We start from the raw sequence: 17,264 nt of genomic DNA, 5'->3' as shown, positions 1-17,264 counted from the left end.
TCGCGAGATGCCGCCCCCCGTCTCCGCGGGGTGTGGAAGAGGCGCGGAGACGGGGGGCGGCGGTCTCGAAGGGATACCGTCAGCAGCGACGGTTCCGGTTGATGCAGTCGACCGCGAACCTCATGAGCCGGTCGGGCATCAGGTTGGCGAAGTCGGCGTGGTCGGTGACGGGGTTGTGCCGCTGCTCGGGGAAGGCGTCCAGCGCGAAGGACGCCGTGCGGGGCGTGGCGTAGACCAGGGTCATCCGCAGCTGCGGGATCGCCCTGGTGCCGGACGGGCAGGCGCCGTTCCCGTCGGGGAACAGCACGTGCGTGCGGTGGTTGGCGCTGTCGTTGTTCTGGCCGTCCCAGCAGCTGGGGAAGTCCAGGATCCGGACGAGCTGGCTGCCGCGCGGGCAGAGCGGGTACTTGGTGGTGATCCGGTTGGTGAAGCCGGTGCAGCTCCACTTGGCGAGGGCGTTCGCGCCGCCGTTGGTGGCGGCCTTGGCGTCACCGGTGATCATCCTGATGAAGCGCGGCATCGCGCTCACCCTGGAGACCGGGTTCCCGCGGAACTGCAGGCTCACCTGGCGGGCCTGCATGATGGTGCCGACGTTGCCGTCCGGGTCGTCGACGTTGGCGTCGCTCGTGCGGTCGCGAAGGACCGGCCAGAAGTAGGTCGAGCGGTCGTTGAGCGCGCACGTGGTGCCCGCGGCGGCCAGGGACTGGTCCGTGGAGAAACCGTCGGTCGACAGGTTGCCGACGTAGTCGTGGACGTGGTGGGCGCCGTTGGACACGCCGGGGGCCACGATGAAGTTGTCGGAGTTGCGGTGGCCGTTACGGTTCGTGCCGCACCGGGAGGTGAAGACGCCGCCGGAGCCGCCGCGCCGCGTCCGGGGCTCCTGGACGTTCCGCGGGACCTGCCGGATGTCGATGAAGTCCTCGGGGAACGGCCCGAGGTCGGCGCACTCGGCCTCCTCGTCGTCCTGCGGGGGAGCGGGGGTCGCGCTGGGAGTGGGCGTCGCGGGAGGATTGTTCGGCGGGGGGGTGGTGGGGTTCTGGTTGGGCCTGCGGCGGGCGTTGGCGTCCGCGTTCCCCTGCTGGTCCGGGTTCTGCTGCTGGTTCGCGTCGTCCTGCTGGTCCGGGTTCTGCTGGTCCGGGTTCTGCTGGTTCGCGTCGCCCTGCTGGTCCGGGTTCTGCTGGTCGGCGGGCTGCTCGGGGGCGGCCGGCTCGGTGGGCGACGCCTGGATGAGGCTTCCGCCCGCGGCGGGCGCGTCGGCGGGCTGGTCCTGGGCGGGCTGGTCCTGAGCGGGCTGGTCCTGGGCCGGTTGGTCCTGCGCCGGTTGGTCCTGGGCGGGTTGGTCCTGGGCCGGTTGGTCCTGCGCGGGAGCGTCCTGCGCGGGGGGCGCCTGTTCCTGGTTCTGGTTCTGCTGGTCTTGGTTCTGGTTCTGGTCCTGCTGGCTCCGCTGGTTCTGCTGGTTCTGGTTCTGCTCGGCGGGGTCGCAGTGGTCACCGTAGGCGGGGGCGGTGACCGCCACCGTGAACGTGACGGTGGTGAGCGTGCTGGCCGCCAGGGCCAGCGCGGACAGGGAGACGAGCGAGCGTTTCATGATCTTCAAGCGTTTTCTCTCCTCACAGGTGTGTCGAGAGCGGAGACGGGCGGCGGCGGGGAGGGCACCGGAGGCTCGGGCAGGTCCGAGTAGTCGACCAGCCCCGTGCTCTCCAGCAGGGTCATGTGCTTCATGACCACCTCGACCGCCCGCTGGGCGAATGTCCTGACCTGGTCCTGGCGGGTGCCGGACCGCACGCCGGCGACCACCACGAAGACCTTTCCGTGAGCCGCCCGCAGCAGCTGGGCGAACAGGAGGTCGTACTCGGCGCCGGACTTCGCCGCCGCCAGCTGCGCCATCCAGCCCTGCTGGTCGGCGTTGGGCTGGTCGGGGAGCGTCACGTTCAGCTTCGCCGCGAGGGCGCGGACCTCCTCGTCGAGCTTGAGGTGGTCGGTCATCAGGTGCATGCCGACCTCCTTCACCCGCTTGCTCGCGGCTTTCTGCTGGGCCTGCTGGCCGCTGGGAATCTCCCAGAGACCGGCCAGGCGGACCTTGACCAGCAGGTCGCGGTCGGCGGGGCCCAGCGGCCCCTGCGGGGTCTGGGTCCAGCCCTGCGCGGCGGAGGCCCCGCCGCCGGGCGGGGTGATCAGGACGACCGCCACGGCGGCGATCGCGATGAAGACTCCGAACAGCAGGGGTTCGCCGTTCTTGAAGCGGCGGAACAGTGATCTGAACATGGGCCCGGTTCCGCTCTCAGAGAATGGCCGCTACCAGGGCCTTCTCGGCGCCCGGCGTGGTGGCGAACGTGCCGCCCGGCCCGTGGGGGGCCGGGTGCGTGAGGAGGAGGACAGCTCCGACCGGCCACGGGATGTGCCGCACTGCCATGTCGTTTCCTTTCCCCGAGGCCCGCCGGTGCGGGCGCACTTGGAGGGAGGTACGCGGCGCCGCCCGGGGTGGTTCAGAAGAAGTGATGAGATAGTTAGAAATGACTGGAGTTGCCAGAGTTGCAGACGGGACTCATAACGAAGGTGTAAAGATGTGCCCGTGCGTCAACTCGACAGTCGGTTCGAGAGCGCGGACACCGATGTCCTCTTGGTAGAAGATCTGTACCGGGAGTTCGGTGTACCCCTGCTCCGCCATGTGCGTAAGGCCACCGGTAACGATCTGCAATGGGCGGAGGACGTCGTCCAGGAGACGCTCGTCCGAGCCTGGCGTAACGCAGGAAGGTTGCAACGAGAGCCCGGCCTTTTGTGGGCCTGGCTCCTGACCGTCGCCCGCCGTATCGTCATCGACGGTCGTCGCAGGCGAGGTACTAGACCACAGGAGGTCGAACCCGCCGACGCGAACGCTGTGCCCGTTCCCGACGGGGCCGATCGCGCGCTGGAGGCGATGATCGTCGCCGAGGCGTTGCGAGAACTGTCCCCAGAACACCGCGAAGTCATCGAGCAGACTTACCTACGGGACCGTACGATTAACGAAGCGGCGGAAATCCTCGGGATACCGCCGGGTACGGTCAAGTCCCGGCTCTACTACGGGATCCGGGCTCTCCGAAAGGTCCTGAAGGAGAGAGGTGTCGCGAGCTGATGGTCCCCTCCCCGCATCATGACGTGGCGGCGTACGCGCTCGGGGTTCTCGACGAAGAGGACCACGAGGCGTTCCAGAGCCATCTCATGACGTGCGAGGAGTGTCAGGTCGAGCTCCGGGAACTCAGTGAGGTTCCCGGACTCCTCGATGTGGTGAAGCGGGACCGCTCCAATGCCCTGGACGACGACCGGACATCACATTGACGTTTGACGGGTTTTGGGGTGGTATCAGGAGCGGTGGTGTGTCCCGGTCAACGAGGATCGGGACAGATGACCACTGGAGGTGTCGTGCCACGGGCCAGGCCCGATGGGCGGAGTGCGGGCCGGATGGCCCCGCCCGCCGGGCGAGGCGCCGGAAGCGGGGCCAGACTCGCCCGGCGGCGCCGTAGCCGTTCCGAGGCGACCCTGTGGGATGATTGCCCTACCGCCACCTCGCAGGGAGAACCCGACGTCTCCGACCAGGAGCCCTTCCGTTCCCCGCCGGCAGCGGCGAGAGACCGCGGTTCCCAAGACGAGCCGTGGCGCCTGGCCGAGATCCCGATCAGCCGTGACGAGACGGCCGCCGTGCGGCGGGCGTCCCGTGCCCGGATGCCCCGGAAGCGGGCCCGGATCCTCCGGGAGCGGGCCCGGATCCTCCGGGAGCGGGGCCGGTGGCCGGGCGGTGCCGCGTCCAGGCGGGCGCGCGTGACATCACTGCCGCTTCGCTGGGCACCATCTCCCCGGAAATCATGACTTTCGCCATGGATTTCCATCCAACTATGCACAACCCCTCACAAAGGAGTGAGAGCGACATGCCGCTCGACGAGGCCAAGGACGAGCTGCTGAGGAGTGCCGCGGAGACGTGCGCGCACACACCCGGCGGCGATCACGCGAGCGTGGAGGAGGCGCTCGCCTTCCTGCGGCTCTACTACCGGCATGTCGCCCCGGAGGACCTGCTCGGCCGCGACCTGGCGGAGGTGTACGGCCCGGCGACGACCCAGCGGAGGCTCGCCGAGCGGCGCCCCCAGGGCCGCGCCCTGGTGCGGGCGTACACCCCCACCGCGGAGGAGCACGGCTGGGACCCCGGGTTCTCCGTCGTGGAGATCGTCACCGACGACATGCCCTTCCTCGTCGACTCGGTGACGATGGAGCTCGACCGCCACGACATCGGCACCCACCTGGTCGTCCACCCGCAGATGCGGGTGCGCAGGGACATGACGGGCAATCTGCTCGGGTCCGGCGACGAGGACGTCACCGGGCAGGTGCTGGCCGAGTCCTGGATGCACTTCGAGATCGACCGGCAGAAGGACCCGGCCGTGCTCAAGGCGATCGAGACCGACCTGCAGCGCGTCCTGGAGGACGTGCGCGGCGCCGTCGAGGACTTCGTCAAGATGCGCGCCCTCGCCCTGCGGACCGCCGAGGACGTCTCGGCCAACCCGCCGCCCCTCGACCCCGCCGGGGTGGAGGACAGCCTGGAGCTGCTGCGCTGGCTGGCCGACGGGCACTTCACCTTCCTCGGCTACCGCGAGTACCGCCTGGAGGAGGGCGAGGAGGGCGACAGGCTGCACCCCATGCCCGGGACCGGGCTGGGCATCCTCCGCAACGACAGCGCCGACTCCGGCAGCTTCGCCGCGCTCCCCCCCGAGCTGCGCGCCAAGGCCCGTGAGAAACAGCAGATGCTGATCATCACCAAGGCCAACACCCGGGCCACCGTCCACCGCTCCGCCTATCTCGACTACGTGGGCGTCAAGCTCTTCGACGCCTCGGGCGAGGTCGTCGGCGAGCGGCGCTTCCTCGGCCTCTTCACCCACGTGGCCTACAGCGAGTCGATCTCCCGCGTCCCGGTGCTCAGGCGGAAGCTGGCCGAGGTGCTGACGCTCGCCGGGCTCACCGCCGACAGCCACGACGGCAAGGACCTCATCGAGATCCTGGAGACCTTCCCCCGCGACGAGCTCTTCCAGACCTCCGTGGACCAGCTGCTGCCGATCGCCCTCGGCGTGCTCAGGCTCCGCGAGCGCAAGCAGGTCAAGGTCTTCCTGCGCCCGGACGACTACGGCCGCTACGTCTCGTGCCTGGTCTACCTCCCGCGCGACCGCTACACCACCAAGATCCGCATCAAGATGCAGGAGATCCTGCTCAAGGCGCTCGGCGGCACCTCCTTCGACTACAGCGCGATGATCGGCGAGTCGGCCCTCGCCAGGCTGCACGTGGTGGTGCGCGGCGAGCGCGGCAGGCCGCTGCGCGCCGACGCGGTGAACGTCGAGGAGCTGGAGGCGAGGCTGGCCGCCGCCACCAGGTCCTGGGAGGACGACCTGGCCTCCGCGATCACCGAGCTGAGCCCCGAGGACGAGGCGCCCAAGCTCGTCCGCCGCTACGCCCCGGCGTTCCCCGAGGGGTACAAGGCCGACTTCCCCGCCCGGATGGCGGTCGCCGACCTGCGCCGCCTGGAGGAGCTGGCCGCCTCCTCCGACGAGATCGGGATGAACCTCTACGAGCCGCACGACGCCTCGGAGGGCGAGCGCCGCTTCAAGCTCTACCGCCTCGGCGCGCCCGTCTCCCTCTCGCGCGTGCTGCCGCTGCTCCAGCGGATGGGCGTGGAGGTGGTCGACGAGCGGCCGTACGAGATCGACCGCGACAACGACCCGGCGACCAAGGACGCCTGGATCTACGACTTCGGCCTGCGCTACACGCCCTCGCCCGAGGTCGACAGGGACGAGTTCAAGCGGCTCTTCCAGGACGCGTTCGGCGCCCTGTGGGCCGGGCGGGTGGAGAGCGACGGGTTCAACGGGCTCGTCCTGGCCGCCGGGCTGACCTGGGAGCAGGCCGAGATCCTGCGCGTCTACGCCAAGTACCTGCGCCAGGCGGGCACCACGTTCAGCCAGGAGTACATCGAGCGGGTGCTGATGGGCAACGTGCGGCTCGCCCGGCTGCTGGTGCGCCTGTTCGAGGCCAGGCTCAACCCCCGGCGACCGGCCGAGGTCCGCTCCGACCTGTCCGACGCGCTGCACGAGGAGATCCTCGCCGCCCTGGACGACGTGGCCTCGCTGGACGAGGACCGGATCCTGCGGGCCTACCTGGAGATGATCGGCGCCACCCTGCGGACCAACTACTTCCAGCGGGTCGACGGCGAGCGCAAGCCGTACGTCAGCCTGAAGCTCGACTCGCCGTCGATCAGCGTGCTGCCGCTGCCCCGGCCCAAGTTCGAGGTGTTCGTCTACTCGCCCAGGGTCGAGGGCGTGCACCTGCGCTTCGGCAAGGTCGCGCGGGGCGGGCTGCGCTGGTCGGACCGGATGGAGGACTTCCGCACCGAGGTGCTCGGGCTGGTGAAGGCGCAGATGGTGAAGAACACCGTCATCGTCCCCACCGGCTCCAAGGGCGGCTTCGTCGTGAAGAACCCGCCGAGGTCGGGGTCGCGGGAGGAGACCCTGGTCGAGGGCATCGCCTGCTACCGGATGTTCATCTCCGGCCTGCTCGACCTCACCGACAACCTCGTCGACGGCGCGGTGGTCCCGCCCGCCGACGTCGTCAGGCACGACGAGGACGACACCTACCTGGTGGTCGCCGCCGACAAGGGCACCGCGACGTTCTCCGACATCGCCAACGCCGTGGCCAAGGAGTACGGCTTCTGGCTGGGCGACGCCTTCGCCTCCGGCGGCTCGATCGGCTACGACCACAAGGCGATGGGCATCACCGCCCGGGGTGCCTGGGAGTCGGTCAAGTACCACTTCCGCACGGTCGGCGTCGACATCCAGAGCACCGACTTCACCGTGGCCGGGGTCGGCGACATGTCCGGTGACGTGTTCGGCAACGGCATGCTGCTCTCCCAGCACATCCGGCTGGTCGCGGCGTTCGACCACCGGCACATCTTCGTCGACCCCCAGCCGGACGTCGCCACGAGCTACGCCGAGCGCGCCCGGCTGTTCGCGCTGCCCCGCAGTTCCTGGGACGACTACGACACCTCGCTCATCTCGAAGGGAGGCGGCGTCTGGCCCCGTACGGCCAAGTCGATCCCCGTCTCCGCGCAGACGCGCGCCGCGCTCGGCATCGACGGCGACGTGACGTCGCTGGCGCCCGGCGACCTGATCAGCGCCATCCTGCGGGCCCCGGTCGACCTGCTGTGGAACGGCGGCATCGGCACCTACGTCAGGGCGTCGAGCGAGTCCAACGCCGACGTCGGCGACAAGGCCAACGACGGCCTGCGGGTCACCGCCGCCGAGCTGCGCTGCAAGGTGATCGGCGAGGGCGGCAACCTGGGCTTCACCCAGCTGGCCCGGATAGAGTTCGCGCTCAACGGCGGCCTGGTCAACACCGACTTCATCGACAACTCCGCCGGGGTGGACACCTCCGACCACGAGGTCAACATCAAGATCCTGCTGGACCGGGCCGTCCGCGACGGGGAGCTCGACGACAAGCAGCGCAACCAGCTCTTCCTCGACATGACCGACGAGGTGGCCGGGCTGGTCCTGCGCGACAACTACGACCAGAACGTGGTGCTGGCCGCCGCCCGCGAGCAGGCCCCCGAGATGCTGCACATCCACTCGCGCCAGCTGCGCAGGCTGGAGCGGGCCGGGCTGCTGAACCGGCAGCTGGAGTTCCTGCCGTCGGACAAGATGCTCGCCGAGCGGCGCCAGGCCCGCCTCGGGCTGACCGCGCCGGAGTTCTCGGTGCTGCTCGCCTACACCAAGCTGGTGACCGACGCCGAGATACTCGCCTCCGACCTGCCCGATGACCCCTACCTGGCGTCCTGGCTGGTGTCCTACTTCCCGTCGGCGCTGCGCGACCCCGGGCTCCGTCCCTACATGGAGAGCCACCCGCTCCGCAGGGAGATCATCACCACCGGGGTGGTGAACGACCTGGTCAACTCCAGCGGGACCACCTTCATGTTCCGCCTCGGCGAGGAGAGCGGCGCGTCCGCCCCCGACATCGCCCGCGCCTACCTGGTCACGCGGGAGGTGTTCGACATGCCCAGCCTCTGGCGCCAGATCGAGGAGCTGGACAACAAGGTCGACACCTCCACCCAGATCGCGATGGAGCTGGAGGCCCGCAAGCTCGTCGAGCGGGGCACCCGATGGCTGCTGGGCAACCGGCGCCCGCCGCTCGACCTGTCCTCCACCGTCGGCTTCTTCGCCAAGGGCATGAACGGACTGCTGCCGCACCTGCCCAAGCTGCTGACCGGGTCCGACCTGTCGGCCTTCGAGGAGCGGCGCGACGCCTTCGTCTCCCGGGGCGTCCCGTCCGAGCTGGCCGAGCGCGTCGCCGCGATGGTGCCCGCCTACTCCACGTTCGACCTGGTCGAGGTGGCCTCACGCACCGGCCGTCCCGTGCACGACGTCGCCGAGGTCTACTTCGACCTCGCCGACCGGCTCCAGCTCTCCAGGCTGCGCGAGCGCGTCGTCGCGCTGCCCAGGGACAGCCGCTGGAACTCCATGGCGCGGGCCGCGCTCCGCGACGACCTCTACGCCGCGCACGCCGCGCTCACCCACGACGTCCTGACGCACAGCACGCCCGGCCTGTCGCCCGAGGAGCGCCTGGCGCGCTGGACCGAGGCCAACTCGGCGGCGGTCTCGCGGGCGCGGCAGACCCTGTCGGAGATCTGGGAGAGCGACAACTTCGACCTCGCGACGCTGTCGGTGGCACTGCGCGCGATCCGCACGCTGGTGGCCACGATCAACCTCCCGCACGCCGAGGCCTGACCCGCCCGGCCTCCTCTGCGCCCGGCCGGGCCCCGCACCGGGGCCCGGCCGGGGGGCACGTCACCCGCCGGCTCCGGTACGGGGCCCGGAGAGCGGGCTATGCCGTGGTGACCTTGGTGAGGCCGCCGAGATAGCCGATGACCTTGGCGGGCCGGCCGCTGCTCTTGGTCGGGACGGTGCTCACGTACAGCTGCGTCTCCACCGTGCGCAGCTCCTTGAGGATGAACCGCTCCTTCGCCAGCTTCCTGGCCTCGGGCGGGATCGGGATGTCCGACCCGCACGGCGTGATCCTGATCGTCCGTGTCGTCGTCCTGATCAGGGAGTAGAGGACCAGCGCGCCGCCGTCGGCGGTGCGCAGCGCGTGCACCGGGTAGTCGCTCGCGGCGAAGATCGAGTCGTAGCCCAGGCAGTCGTCCGCCTTCTCGTCCGTGCGGCTCCTGGTGATCTCGTCGGCGAAGCCGGTGGTGTGCGGACCCTCCTCGATCAGCCCCGCCGCGAACCCCCGCTCGCCCTCCTCGGCCGAGGTCGCGTGCAGCGGGGCCATCAGCCGCGGGCTGATGGCCAGCGTCGCGTCCTCCTCGCCCAGCGCCGTGGCGTACCCCTCCGCGTCCGTGGCGACCACCGGGGGCCGGACGCCCTCGTCGAGCAGCGAGGTCGAGCTGACCTGCCAGTCCTCCCCGTCCTGCCGCACCAGGGTCAGCACGGCGGTGCGGACCCGGCCCGAGGGCTCCTCGCGGTCCACGACCGCGGCGAACCAGAGCGGGCCCCGCGGGTCGCGCGGGACCAGCAGCCGGGGCGTGCCCCACGTGTAGTGGGGGAGGGCCTCGGCGGAGCCGTTGAAGGCCGCCGAGGTGAGGGCCCTCTGCCCGTCGCGGGTCTGCTCCTGCATGAGCCTGCGGTCGGCGTCCAGGTGCGGCTCCGCCGCTCCCAGCACCCCGTCGGCGCCCACGACGCCCGCCAGCGCCTTCCCCGCCTCGGCGAGCGTGACCCGGGGCGGCGCGGGAACGGACGCGGCGGGGGTGGCCGGCGTGGCACCGCCGGTCGAGGCGCTCCGTTCCGGCGGCGCGTCGCCGGAACCGGAGCACGCCACGGTCGCGGCCGTCGCGGTGATCAACGCCAGCGCGAGTGCGAGCACACCACGTCGCCCGTGTTCGCGCACGTCCACCTCCCGATGCTCCCCGATGCGGGCCATGCTAGCCATGGTGGGGGTGCGCGCCGTACACGTACTTGCCGTATGGGGTTCGGCGGTCGCGTACCCTTTACAGACGTGGCACTCATCGATCCGGCAGAACAGATCAACGAGCTTACCGGGACGCTGAACAGCATCCAGGACGTGCTCGACCTCGGCGCGATGCGCAAGCAGATCGAGGAGCTGGAGGATCAGGCCGCCGCGCCCGATCTGTGGAACGACCAGGATCGCGCCCAGAAGGTCACCAGCAGGCTCTCCTACCTCCAGGGCGAGGTCACCAGGATCGAGTCGCTGGGGCGGCGGCTGGACGACCTCTCCGTCCTGTACGAGCTGGCCGCCGACGAGGAGGACGACGACACGCGGGAGGAGGCCGACCGCGAGCTGGAGTCCCTGAAGAGCGACATCGGCGCCCTGGAGGTCCGCACCCTCCTGTCCGGGGAGTACGACGCCCGCGAGGCGGTCGTCACGATCCAGTCACAGGCCGGTGGCGTGGACGCCGCCGACTGGGCCCAGATGCTCCAGCGGATGTATCTGCGGTGGGCCGAGCGCAAGGGCTACCCGACCGACGTCTACGAGACCTCCTACGCGGAGGAGGCCGGGATCAAGTCGACGACCTTCACGGTCAAGGCCCCCTACGCGTACGGCACGCTCCGCGGCGAGCACGGCACCCACCGCCTGGTCCGCATCAGCCCGTTCGACAACCAGGGCCGGCGCCAGACGTCCTTCGCGGGCGTCGACGTGGTGCCGGTCGTGGAGACGACCGACCACATCGACATCAACGAGGACGACCTGCGCGTCGACGTCTACCGCTCCTCGGGCCCCGGCGGCCAGGGCGTCAACACGACCGACTCCGCGGTCCGCCTGACCCACCTGCCCACGGGCATCGTGGTCTCCTGCCAGAACGAGCGGTCGCAGCTGCAGAACAAGGCGACCGCGATGGCGGTCCTGCAGGCCAAGCTGCTGGAGCGCAAGCGGCAGGAGGAGAAGGCGGCGCTGAACGAGATCCGGGGCGAGTCGACCACGTCGTGGGGCACCCAGATCCGTAACTACGTGCTCCACCCGTACCAGATCGTCAAGGACCTGCGGACGGGCGCGGAGGAGGGCAACCCGAGCGGGGTGCTCGACGGCGACCTGGACGGCTTCATCGAGGCCGAGATCCGCTGGACCCGCCGCCAGGAGTCGGGCGCCGACGAGTAGGGCGTCTTCTCCCGCCGTGCGGGAGCGGGGCGAGGCGGCCGGAGACCTCGCTCACGGGCGCCTCTGGGCGCCCGTGACGCGGTTCCCGCCCGTCTCCGGGGCGAGGCCCCGCGAGGGCGGTCAGGTGCCGCTGAGGTGCTTCAGGGCCAGGGTGAGGAAGAAGAGCGCGATCAGCAGCAGCGACAGCATCGCGGGGGTCAGGCCTCCGAAGGAGTTCTGGTGCATCCGATCGCGGTACGCGCGGCAGCGGGGGCAGCGGCCTTCGGCCACGGGGTGAGCGCACCCCGCGCAGACCAGGTCTTCACAGCTCATGACGTCCTCCCTCTTCGAGGTCAGAACCACTTTATGCGGTCGTTACCAGGCGCCGAATCGTTTTGTTTCCGTTATGGACGTTCCATGCCAGTCTTCCCCCTAGACTGGGCACCGGCCAACCGGAACGTCGATCTGGAGTAAAAGACCGGCGCCCCCCGGCCGGCGAGAGGCGGAAGTGGCCCTCTGCCACTCCTGTGACCGTTCTAACCCCTAGACTGGCATGCCGTGATGCGCCCGTGATCCATTTTGATAATGTCACCAAGGTCTACGCGAACCAGAACCGGCCCGCGCTGGACCACGTCAGCGTCGATGTCGACAAGGGCGAGTTCGTGTTCCTCGTCGGCCCCTCGGGGTCCGGGAAGTCGACCTTTCTCCGCCTGGTCCTGAAGGAGGAGCGCCCCAACTCGGGCGCGATCCACGTGGCCGGCAAGGACCTCGCCCGACTGTCCAACTTCAAGATCCCGCACCTGCGCCGCCGGATCGGATGTGTCTTCCAGGACTTCCGGCTGCTCCCGAACAAGAACGTGTACGAAAACGTCGCGTTCGCTCTGGAGGTCATCGGCAAGCCCCGGCGTTTCATCCGTAAGGTGGTCCCGGAGGTCGTCGAGCTGGTCGGCCTTGAGGGCAAGGCACACCGGATGCCCGACGAGTTGTCCGGTGGCGAGCAGCAGCGGGTCGCGATGGCCCGGGCGTTCGTCAACCGGCCGATGATCCTGCTGGCCGACGAGCCGACCGGGAACATCGACCCCGCGACGAGCATCGGCATCATGAAGGTGCTCGACCGGATCAACCGGACCGGCACCACGGTCGTCATGGCCACGCACGACGCGGCCATCGTCGACTCCATGCGCAAGCGGGTGGTGGAACTGGAGGACGGAAAGATCGTCCGTGACCAGTCGCGAGGCGTGTACGGCCAGGCGTACTGACACCAGGACCGGATAGAGCGACAGGAAGAGCATGCGGGCAAACTTCATCTTCTCCGAGGTCTGGATCGGCCTCCGCCGCAACCTCACGATGACCATCGCGGTCATCGTGACCGTGGCGATCGGCATGGCGTTGCTGGGCGTCGGTCTGATGATCAACTCCCAGATCAACAGCATGAAGGACTTCTGGGCGGACAAGGTCGAGGTCTCGGTCTTCCTGTGCAAGAAGAACGACCCCTTCCCGCAGTGCAAGGGCAGCGGCGGCGTGAACGCCCAGGAGCAGGCCGAGCTGAAGGCGACCATCGAGGGCATGTCCCAGGTCGAGTCCGTCGCCGTCGAGAACGCGACCGAGGCCTACAAGAACTTCCGGGACCAGAACGCCAACAACACCGTGCTGCTCTCGGCCATCCAGGTCGAGGACATGCCCGAGTCGCTGCGGGTCAAGCTCAAGGACCCCGAGGCGTACGGGCCGGTGATCGAGGCGGTCAAGGGCGCCCCGGGGGTCTCCAACGTGGTCAACCAGAAGGAGCTGCTGGAGAAGTTCTTCGGGCTGCTGGAGAAGCTCCGCTGGGCGGCCCTGGTGGTGGCGATCATCCTGGTCTTCGCGGCCACGCTGCTGATCGGCAACACGGTCAGGCTCTCGGCGTACAACCGCAGGCGGGAGACCGGCATCATGCGGCTGGTGGGTGCCTCCAACCTCTACATCCAGCTCCCGTTCGTGATGGAGGGCGTCATCGCCGGCCTGATCGGCGGTGTGCTGGCCGCGATGCTGCTGATCGTCAGCAAGGTCTTCCTCTTCGACGGGGTGCAGCTCTACCTCTCTCCCAACAGCCAGCTGTCCTGGGAGACGGTCGCCTCGGTGATCAGCGTCACCATGGTCTTCGGCGTGCTCATCTGTGTGCTGGCCTCCTTCGTCACCCTCCGCCGCTACCTGCGGGTGTGACGATCCCGTGTCCCCGTCCGTCGTCACCGTCCCGCGAGCGTGGCGCCTTCGCGCGCCGATCCAGGTCCCGTACGCGCTCGCGGGCGCGGTCCGCGGTTCCGGTCACCGGTAGGCTCCAGGCATGCCACGTGAGACCGGGCGTAAGGTAATCGCCCAGAACAAGCGTGCCTGGCACGACTACCACATCGAGGACACCTACGAGGCTGGTCTCGTGCTCCAGGGCACGGAGGTCAAGTCGCTGCGGCTCGGCCGTGCCTCCCTCCTCGACGGGTACGCCGTCATCAAGGACGGCGAGGCCTGGCTGATCAACGTCCACATCCCCGAATACACCATGGGGACCTGGACCAACCACGCCGCGCGCCGAACCCGCAAGCTCCTGCTGCACCGCAAGGAGATCGACAAGCTGGTCTCCAAGACCAAGGAGGGCGGCCTGACCCTGGTGCCGCTCGCCATCTACTTCAAGGACGGCAAGGCCAAGATAGAGATCGGCCTCGCCAAGGGAAAGAAAGACTGGGACAAGCGGCAGACGCTGGCCGAGAACCAGGCCAAGCGGGAGATGGCGCGCGCGCTCAGGCACAGGAGCAGGTGATCGTGAGGGGCAGGGCCCGGCGAACCGCCGCCGCCGCGCTCGCGCTGGTGGCGACGGCTCCCATGCTGTCCGCCTGCTTCGAGGAGCCCTCGGCCCACGAGGCGGTGCGCGACTTCCTGATCGGCTGGCAGACGGGCGACTACGCCGCCGCCGCCAGGCGCACGGACGGCGACCAGAAGGTGGTCAGCCGGGCGCTGGAGGACGCCAAGCTCCAGCTCGACGCGGCCTCGTTCCGCTTCAACGTCAAGAGCATGCGGCGCGCGGCGGACGAGGTCGAGGCCGACTTCGACGCCGAGGTTGACCTGGGGGAGAACAACCCCCTGTGGGAGTACGAGGGCAAGCTGCCGCTCCACCTGGTCGACGGCCAGTGGCGGGTGCGCTGGTCGCCCAGCGTCCTGCACCCCCAGCTGCGCGAGGGCGAGCGGTTCGCCGTGAAGGTCACCCCCGAGGGCCGCCAGCCGATCCTCGACCGCAACGGTGACCCGCTGCAGGAGAAGGCCGTCCTGCACGTGGCGAGCGTGGTGCCGTCCAACCTGAAGGGCGGCGAGGCGGACGAGCTCTGCGAGAAGCTCTCCAAGATGACCGGTTTCCCGCAGGACCGCCTGCTGAGCCGGATCCGTTCCGCGCCGCCCAACCTCCAGGTGCCGCTGGTCACCTTCAGCCGTACGAAGTTCCGGCAGCTGCAGGGGCAGCTGGAGGCGATCCCCGGTCTCACCCTCTCCGCCCAGGACCAGGCGGTGGCCCCCGCCTCGCCCACCCAGATCGTCGGCACCGTCACCGCCGTCACCGCGGAGAGCGAGCAGCAGCTCGGCGGCCCGCAGCGGGCCGGCGACACGGTCGGCAGGACCGGCCTGCAGAAGGCGTACCAGGAGCATCTGACCGGCTCGACCGACACCCGTGTGATCACCGTCGACCTCAAGACGCTCAAGGTGACCGAGCTCAAGAAGTGGCGGCCCGACCGCGCCACCTCGCCGGTCCGGACCACGCTCGACCGCTCCCACCAGAAGGCGGCCGACAGCGCGCTGCTGGGCGGGACCCCCGGCATGCTGGTCGCGGTCCAGGCCTCGACCGGCGACATCCTGGCGGTGTCGAGCACCGAGCAGTACAACAACCCGGATAAGCCGCCCCCCCTCCTCGGGAGGTTCCCCGCCGGGACCGCGTTCTCGATCACGACCGTCGAGGGCATGCTCAGGGCGAAGATCGACCCCAAGCAGAAGGTGGCCTGCCCGGCCGACAGGTCCGTCGGGGGGGCCGAGTTCCACCAGGAGGGCGGGCCCGCGGGAGGCTCGCCGACCCTGCAGAGCAGCTTCGCCACCGGCTGCGTGACCGCGCTCGCCGCGCTGGCCCGCAGGATCGACGGCGCGGAGCTGACGACCGACGCCAGGAAGTTCGGCATCGGGGTGCCCTGGAGCCTCCCGCTGAAGTCGTTCAGCGGCTCCATGCGACCGCTGAAGAACGACGCGGCCACGGCCAAGGCGATCACCGGGCAGAACGTCCTGGTCAGCCCGCTGTCCATGGCGCTGGTCGCGGGGGCCGTCGCCTCCGGCACCTGGCGCCCGCCGGTCCTGGTCACCGAGCCCAAGACGGCCGACCCCACGACCGACGACACCAAGCCGACGAAGGTCCCCGACCCGGTCAAGCTGGACGACAAGACGATCGAGACCCTCCGTGCCTTCATGCGCAGCGGGGTGACCGCGGGCTCCGCGCGTTCCGCCGCGGCCCTCGGCGACCCCGTCCACGGCATCACCGCCTCCGCCTCGCAGAAGAACAAGCGGCTCTCCTGGTTCGTCGGGTGGCAGGGGGACGTCGCCGTCGCCGTGCTGGCGCAGAGCTCCGACAGCACGGCCGGGGCGGCCGTCGCCGGGCGCTTCTTCAAGGGGCTCCACGCCGGTCTGTGACTCTCCGGAATATTCTTTTCACTCCGAGCAACCATGGAGTGTCTTGTTTGCGTCCTTCTAAGTGACCGGGCTCCGCTTGGGGGGTTGCGGACCCGGTCGCTGTGATGAGATCAGGGCTTCATCTCGGGGGAAGCCCTGCCGTCAGGACCGGCTCGACCCTGCCGGTCGACCCCGGGGACGCTCGCCATTCGCGGGCGTCCCCGGGGTTTCGGCGTTCGGGGACCGGCGCGCCCGGCGGGAATTCGATTCGCGTCAGCCGTGTTGCAAGAGGTATCTTCGGATAGCTCGGCCCCTCGGGGTCGTGTTGAAAACTCAACAGGGGGTGACTGGTTTCGACTTTGGCTTTACAAGTCAGGTGAAGCGGGTCGAGGACTGCGGACATAACCTCGTTAACACTGTGACCGCGACCAACAAGTGCCAATAAGACGCACTCCGAAGTCAGCCAGGGCAACCTGGCACTCGCCGCCTAAGCAGCGAGTGACTTCTGCCGGCCCGGGAGCGCCTCCGGCCCGGATCCGGCATCGCTAGGAGGCTCAACCGATCGACCCGGCCACGGGGAAGATCGGGAAATCTTACAGTGGCTGAGCCCGTCGGCAACTTGCCTGCGTGATTGCCGGGGCTGAGAAAAGCACAGCAGGCTCCACCCGGAGAAGCCCTGTCTTGGAGTTGAAGGACGCGGGTTCGATTCCCGCCACCTCCACCCCCGTTCCGCGTCGAAACGCGCGGAGCAGATCGCCGAAGGGCGGTCGGGTCGGCCACGTGCCGCCCCGGCCGCCCTTCGTCGTTCCCGCGGACCCTTCGAAGGGCTTCGGCGCGCGCTCCGCCGTGGACTACGGCTCCAGCGCGCGGAGTCGCCCGGCGATCTCGGTCACCTCGTCCAGCTCTCCCGTGGTGACGGCGATCACGGGGGGTTCGGCCGCGTCGGCGTCGGCGCCGCTCAGCGTCTCGCCGTTCAGCTCCAGGAAGACGACGGCCGAGGTCCAGCCGAGCCGTTTGTTCCCGTCGACCAGGGGATGGCCGATGATCAGGCTCTGCATCAGCGCGGCGGCCTTGGTCCACAGGTCGGGGTAGGCGTCGTCCCCGAAGACGCTGGTCTGCGGTCTGAGCACCGCCGCGTGCAACTGGCCGCCGTCCCGCAGGCCGACCGAGGGCAGGATCTCCTCGGCGATGGCCAGAACGTCGGCCTTCGTGAGGTAGACGGTCATCTGGAGAGCCTGTCGAGGAGTTCGGCGTCACGCCTGGCGACCTTGCGGGCGATGGCCCGCACCGCGCCGGTCTGCCCGCGCTCCAGGTGCTCCTCGACGGCGATCAGGATTTCGGCGTTGAGGCTGTTGCCGTTCTCGTCGGCGGCGGCGCGCAGCCGCCGGTGGGTCTCGTCGGGAAGGCGGAGGCGAAGGTCCATGATCTTGATGGTACCCAGAAGTGGTACC

General features: G+C 69.5%; 15 protein-coding genes and 1 other RNA gene. 9 read left to right on the top strand and 7 right to left on the bottom strand.

Annotated elements, in window-relative coordinates; all coding sequences use genetic code 11:
• Positions 1–79: 79 nt before the first annotated feature.
• The 3 genes from AC5L38_RS10715 to AC5L38_RS10705 are packed head-to-tail and all read right to left on the bottom strand — an operon-like array spanning position 80 to position 2,413.
• Positions 80–1,588, bottom strand: a complete 1,509-nt coding sequence (locus AC5L38_RS10715) for a DUF1996 domain-containing protein (protein WP_495242786.1) — start codon at positions 1,586–1,588, stop codon at positions 80–82.
• A gap of 5 nt (positions 1,589–1,593) precedes the next feature.
• Complete coding sequence (locus tag AC5L38_RS10710; RefSeq protein ID WP_495242600.1) at positions 1,594–2,265, bottom strand: DUF4142 domain-containing protein; 672 nt, start codon at positions 2,263–2,265, stop codon at positions 1,594–1,596.
• A gap of 16 nt (positions 2,266–2,281) precedes the next feature.
• Positions 2,282–2,413: a hypothetical protein gene (locus AC5L38_RS10705; RefSeq protein ID WP_389916461.1), complete on the bottom strand. Its 132-nt coding sequence runs from the start codon at positions 2,411–2,413 to the stop codon at positions 2,282–2,284.
• Positions 2,414–2,572: 159 nt separating this feature from the next.
• Here AC5L38_RS10705 and AC5L38_RS10700 point away from each other — a divergent pair, with 159 nt between their 5' ends.
• The 3 genes from AC5L38_RS10700 to AC5L38_RS10690 all read left to right on the top strand — a co-directional run bounded on the left by AC5L38_RS10700 (position 2,573) and on the right by AC5L38_RS10690 (position 8,783).
• Positions 2,573–3,112, top strand: coding sequence for a sigma-70 family RNA polymerase sigma factor (locus tag AC5L38_RS10700; protein WP_329090583.1), 540 nt, complete (start codon positions 2,573–2,575; stop codon positions 3,110–3,112).
• A 23-nt stretch (positions 3,113–3,135) separates the two neighbouring features.
• Complete coding sequence (locus AC5L38_RS10695; protein WP_389916463.1) at positions 3,136–3,315, top strand: zf-HC2 domain-containing protein; 180 nt, start codon at positions 3,136–3,138, stop codon at positions 3,313–3,315.
• A 587-nt stretch (positions 3,316–3,902) separates the two neighbouring features.
• A complete protein-coding gene (locus AC5L38_RS10690; RefSeq protein WP_495242599.1) occupies positions 3,903–8,783 on the top strand; it encodes an NAD-glutamate dehydrogenase in 4,881 nt (1,626 codons plus the stop codon).
• A 97-nt stretch (positions 8,784–8,880) separates the two neighbouring features.
• Here the strand turns inward: AC5L38_RS10690 and AC5L38_RS10685 are convergent, their stop codons facing one another.
• Positions 8,881–9,975, bottom strand: a complete 1,095-nt coding sequence (locus AC5L38_RS10685; protein WP_495242598.1) for a DUF8094 domain-containing protein — start codon at positions 9,973–9,975, stop codon at positions 8,881–8,883.
• Positions 9,976–10,050: 75 nt separating this feature from the next.
• Here AC5L38_RS10685 and prfB point away from each other — a divergent pair, with 75 nt between their 5' ends.
• Entirely contained in the window at positions 10,051–11,169 is a 1,119-nt protein-coding gene (gene prfB / locus AC5L38_RS10680; RefSeq protein ID WP_495242597.1) for a peptide chain release factor 2, read from the top strand.
• 120 nt (positions 11,170–11,289) lie between these two features.
• Here prfB and AC5L38_RS10675 read toward each other — a convergent pair whose 3' ends face one another.
• Complete coding sequence (locus AC5L38_RS10675) at positions 11,290–11,481, bottom strand: hypothetical protein (protein WP_495242596.1); 192 nt, start codon at positions 11,479–11,481, stop codon at positions 11,290–11,292.
• A 236-nt stretch (positions 11,482–11,717) separates the two neighbouring features.
• Here AC5L38_RS10675 and ftsE point away from each other — a divergent pair, with 236 nt between their 5' ends.
• The 5 genes from ftsE to ssrA all read left to right on the top strand — a co-directional run bounded on the left by ftsE (position 11,718) and on the right by ssrA (position 16,537).
• Entirely contained in the window at positions 11,718–12,407 is a 690-nt protein-coding gene (gene ftsE / locus AC5L38_RS10670; protein ID WP_012888192.1) for a cell division ATP-binding protein FtsE, read from the top strand.
• 31 nt (positions 12,408–12,438) lie between these two features.
• Positions 12,439–13,347, top strand: coding sequence for a permease-like cell division protein FtsX (ftsX, locus tag AC5L38_RS10665; protein ID WP_440067384.1), 909 nt, complete (start codon positions 12,439–12,441; stop codon positions 13,345–13,347).
• A gap of 121 nt (positions 13,348–13,468) precedes the next feature.
• Positions 13,469–13,936 (top strand): SsrA-binding protein SmpB, encoded by a 468-nt coding sequence (gene smpB, locus AC5L38_RS10660; RefSeq protein ID WP_495242595.1) that lies wholly within the window; start codon positions 13,469–13,471, stop codon positions 13,934–13,936.
• A gap of 2 nt (positions 13,937–13,938) precedes the next feature.
• Complete coding sequence (locus tag AC5L38_RS10655; RefSeq protein ID WP_495242594.1) at positions 13,939–15,834, top strand: penicillin-binding transpeptidase domain-containing protein; 1,896 nt, start codon at positions 13,939–13,941, stop codon at positions 15,832–15,834.
• 318 nt (positions 15,835–16,152) lie between these two features.
• Positions 16,153–16,537: a transfer-messenger RNA gene (gene ssrA / locus AC5L38_RS10650) on the top strand.
• A gap of 127 nt (positions 16,538–16,664) precedes the next feature.
• Here ssrA and AC5L38_RS10645 read toward each other — a convergent pair.
• Complete coding sequence (locus AC5L38_RS10645) at positions 16,665–17,039, bottom strand: type II toxin-antitoxin system death-on-curing family toxin (RefSeq protein WP_495242593.1); 375 nt, start codon at positions 17,037–17,039, stop codon at positions 16,665–16,667.
• Entirely contained in the window at positions 17,036–17,236 is a 201-nt protein-coding gene (locus AC5L38_RS10640) for a FitA-like ribbon-helix-helix domain-containing protein (protein ID WP_495242592.1), read from the bottom strand. Before AC5L38_RS10640 ends, AC5L38_RS10645 begins: the two co-directional genes overlap by 4 nt.
• Positions 17,237–17,264 lie beyond the last annotated feature (28 nt).

The sequence above is a fragment of the Streptosporangium nanhuense genome, from assembly GCF_059358815.1.
The sequence above is the reverse complement of the archived record's forward strand: the minus strand, read 5'-3'. Positions and strand labels throughout refer to the sequence as shown.

Coding starts and splice junctions, on each gene's coding strand:
- AC5L38_RS10705 (WP_389916461.1), bottom strand. CDS start 2,413: ATGGCAGTGCGGCACATCCCGTGGCCGGTCGGAGCTGTCCTCCTCCTC.
- AC5L38_RS10645 (WP_495242593.1), bottom strand. CDS start 17,039: ATGACCGTCTACCTCACGAAGGCCGACGTTCTGGCCATCGCCGAGGAG.
- AC5L38_RS10715 (WP_495242786.1), bottom strand. CDS start 1,588: ATGAAACGCTCGCTCGTCTCCCTGTCCGCGCTGGCCCTGGCGGCCAGC.
- smpB (WP_495242595.1), top strand. CDS start 13,469: ATGCCACGTGAGACCGGGCGTAAGGTAATCGCCCAGAACAAGCGTGCC.
- AC5L38_RS10640 (WP_495242592.1), bottom strand. CDS start 17,236: ATGGACCTTCGCCTCCGCCTTCCCGACGAGACCCACCGGCGGCTGCGC.
- AC5L38_RS10710 (WP_495242600.1), bottom strand. CDS start 2,265: ATGTTCAGATCACTGTTCCGCCGCTTCAAGAACGGCGAACCCCTGCTG.
- AC5L38_RS10690 (WP_495242599.1), top strand. CDS start 3,903: ATGCCGCTCGACGAGGCCAAGGACGAGCTGCTGAGGAGTGCCGCGGAG.
- ftsX (WP_440067384.1), top strand. CDS start 12,439: ATGCGGGCAAACTTCATCTTCTCCGAGGTCTGGATCGGCCTCCGCCGC.
- AC5L38_RS10685 (WP_495242598.1), bottom strand. CDS start 9,975: ATGGCCCGCATCGGGGAGCATCGGGAGGTGGACGTGCGCGAACACGGG.
- AC5L38_RS10675 (WP_495242596.1), bottom strand. CDS start 11,481: ATGAGCTGTGAAGACCTGGTCTGCGCGGGGTGCGCTCACCCCGTGGCC.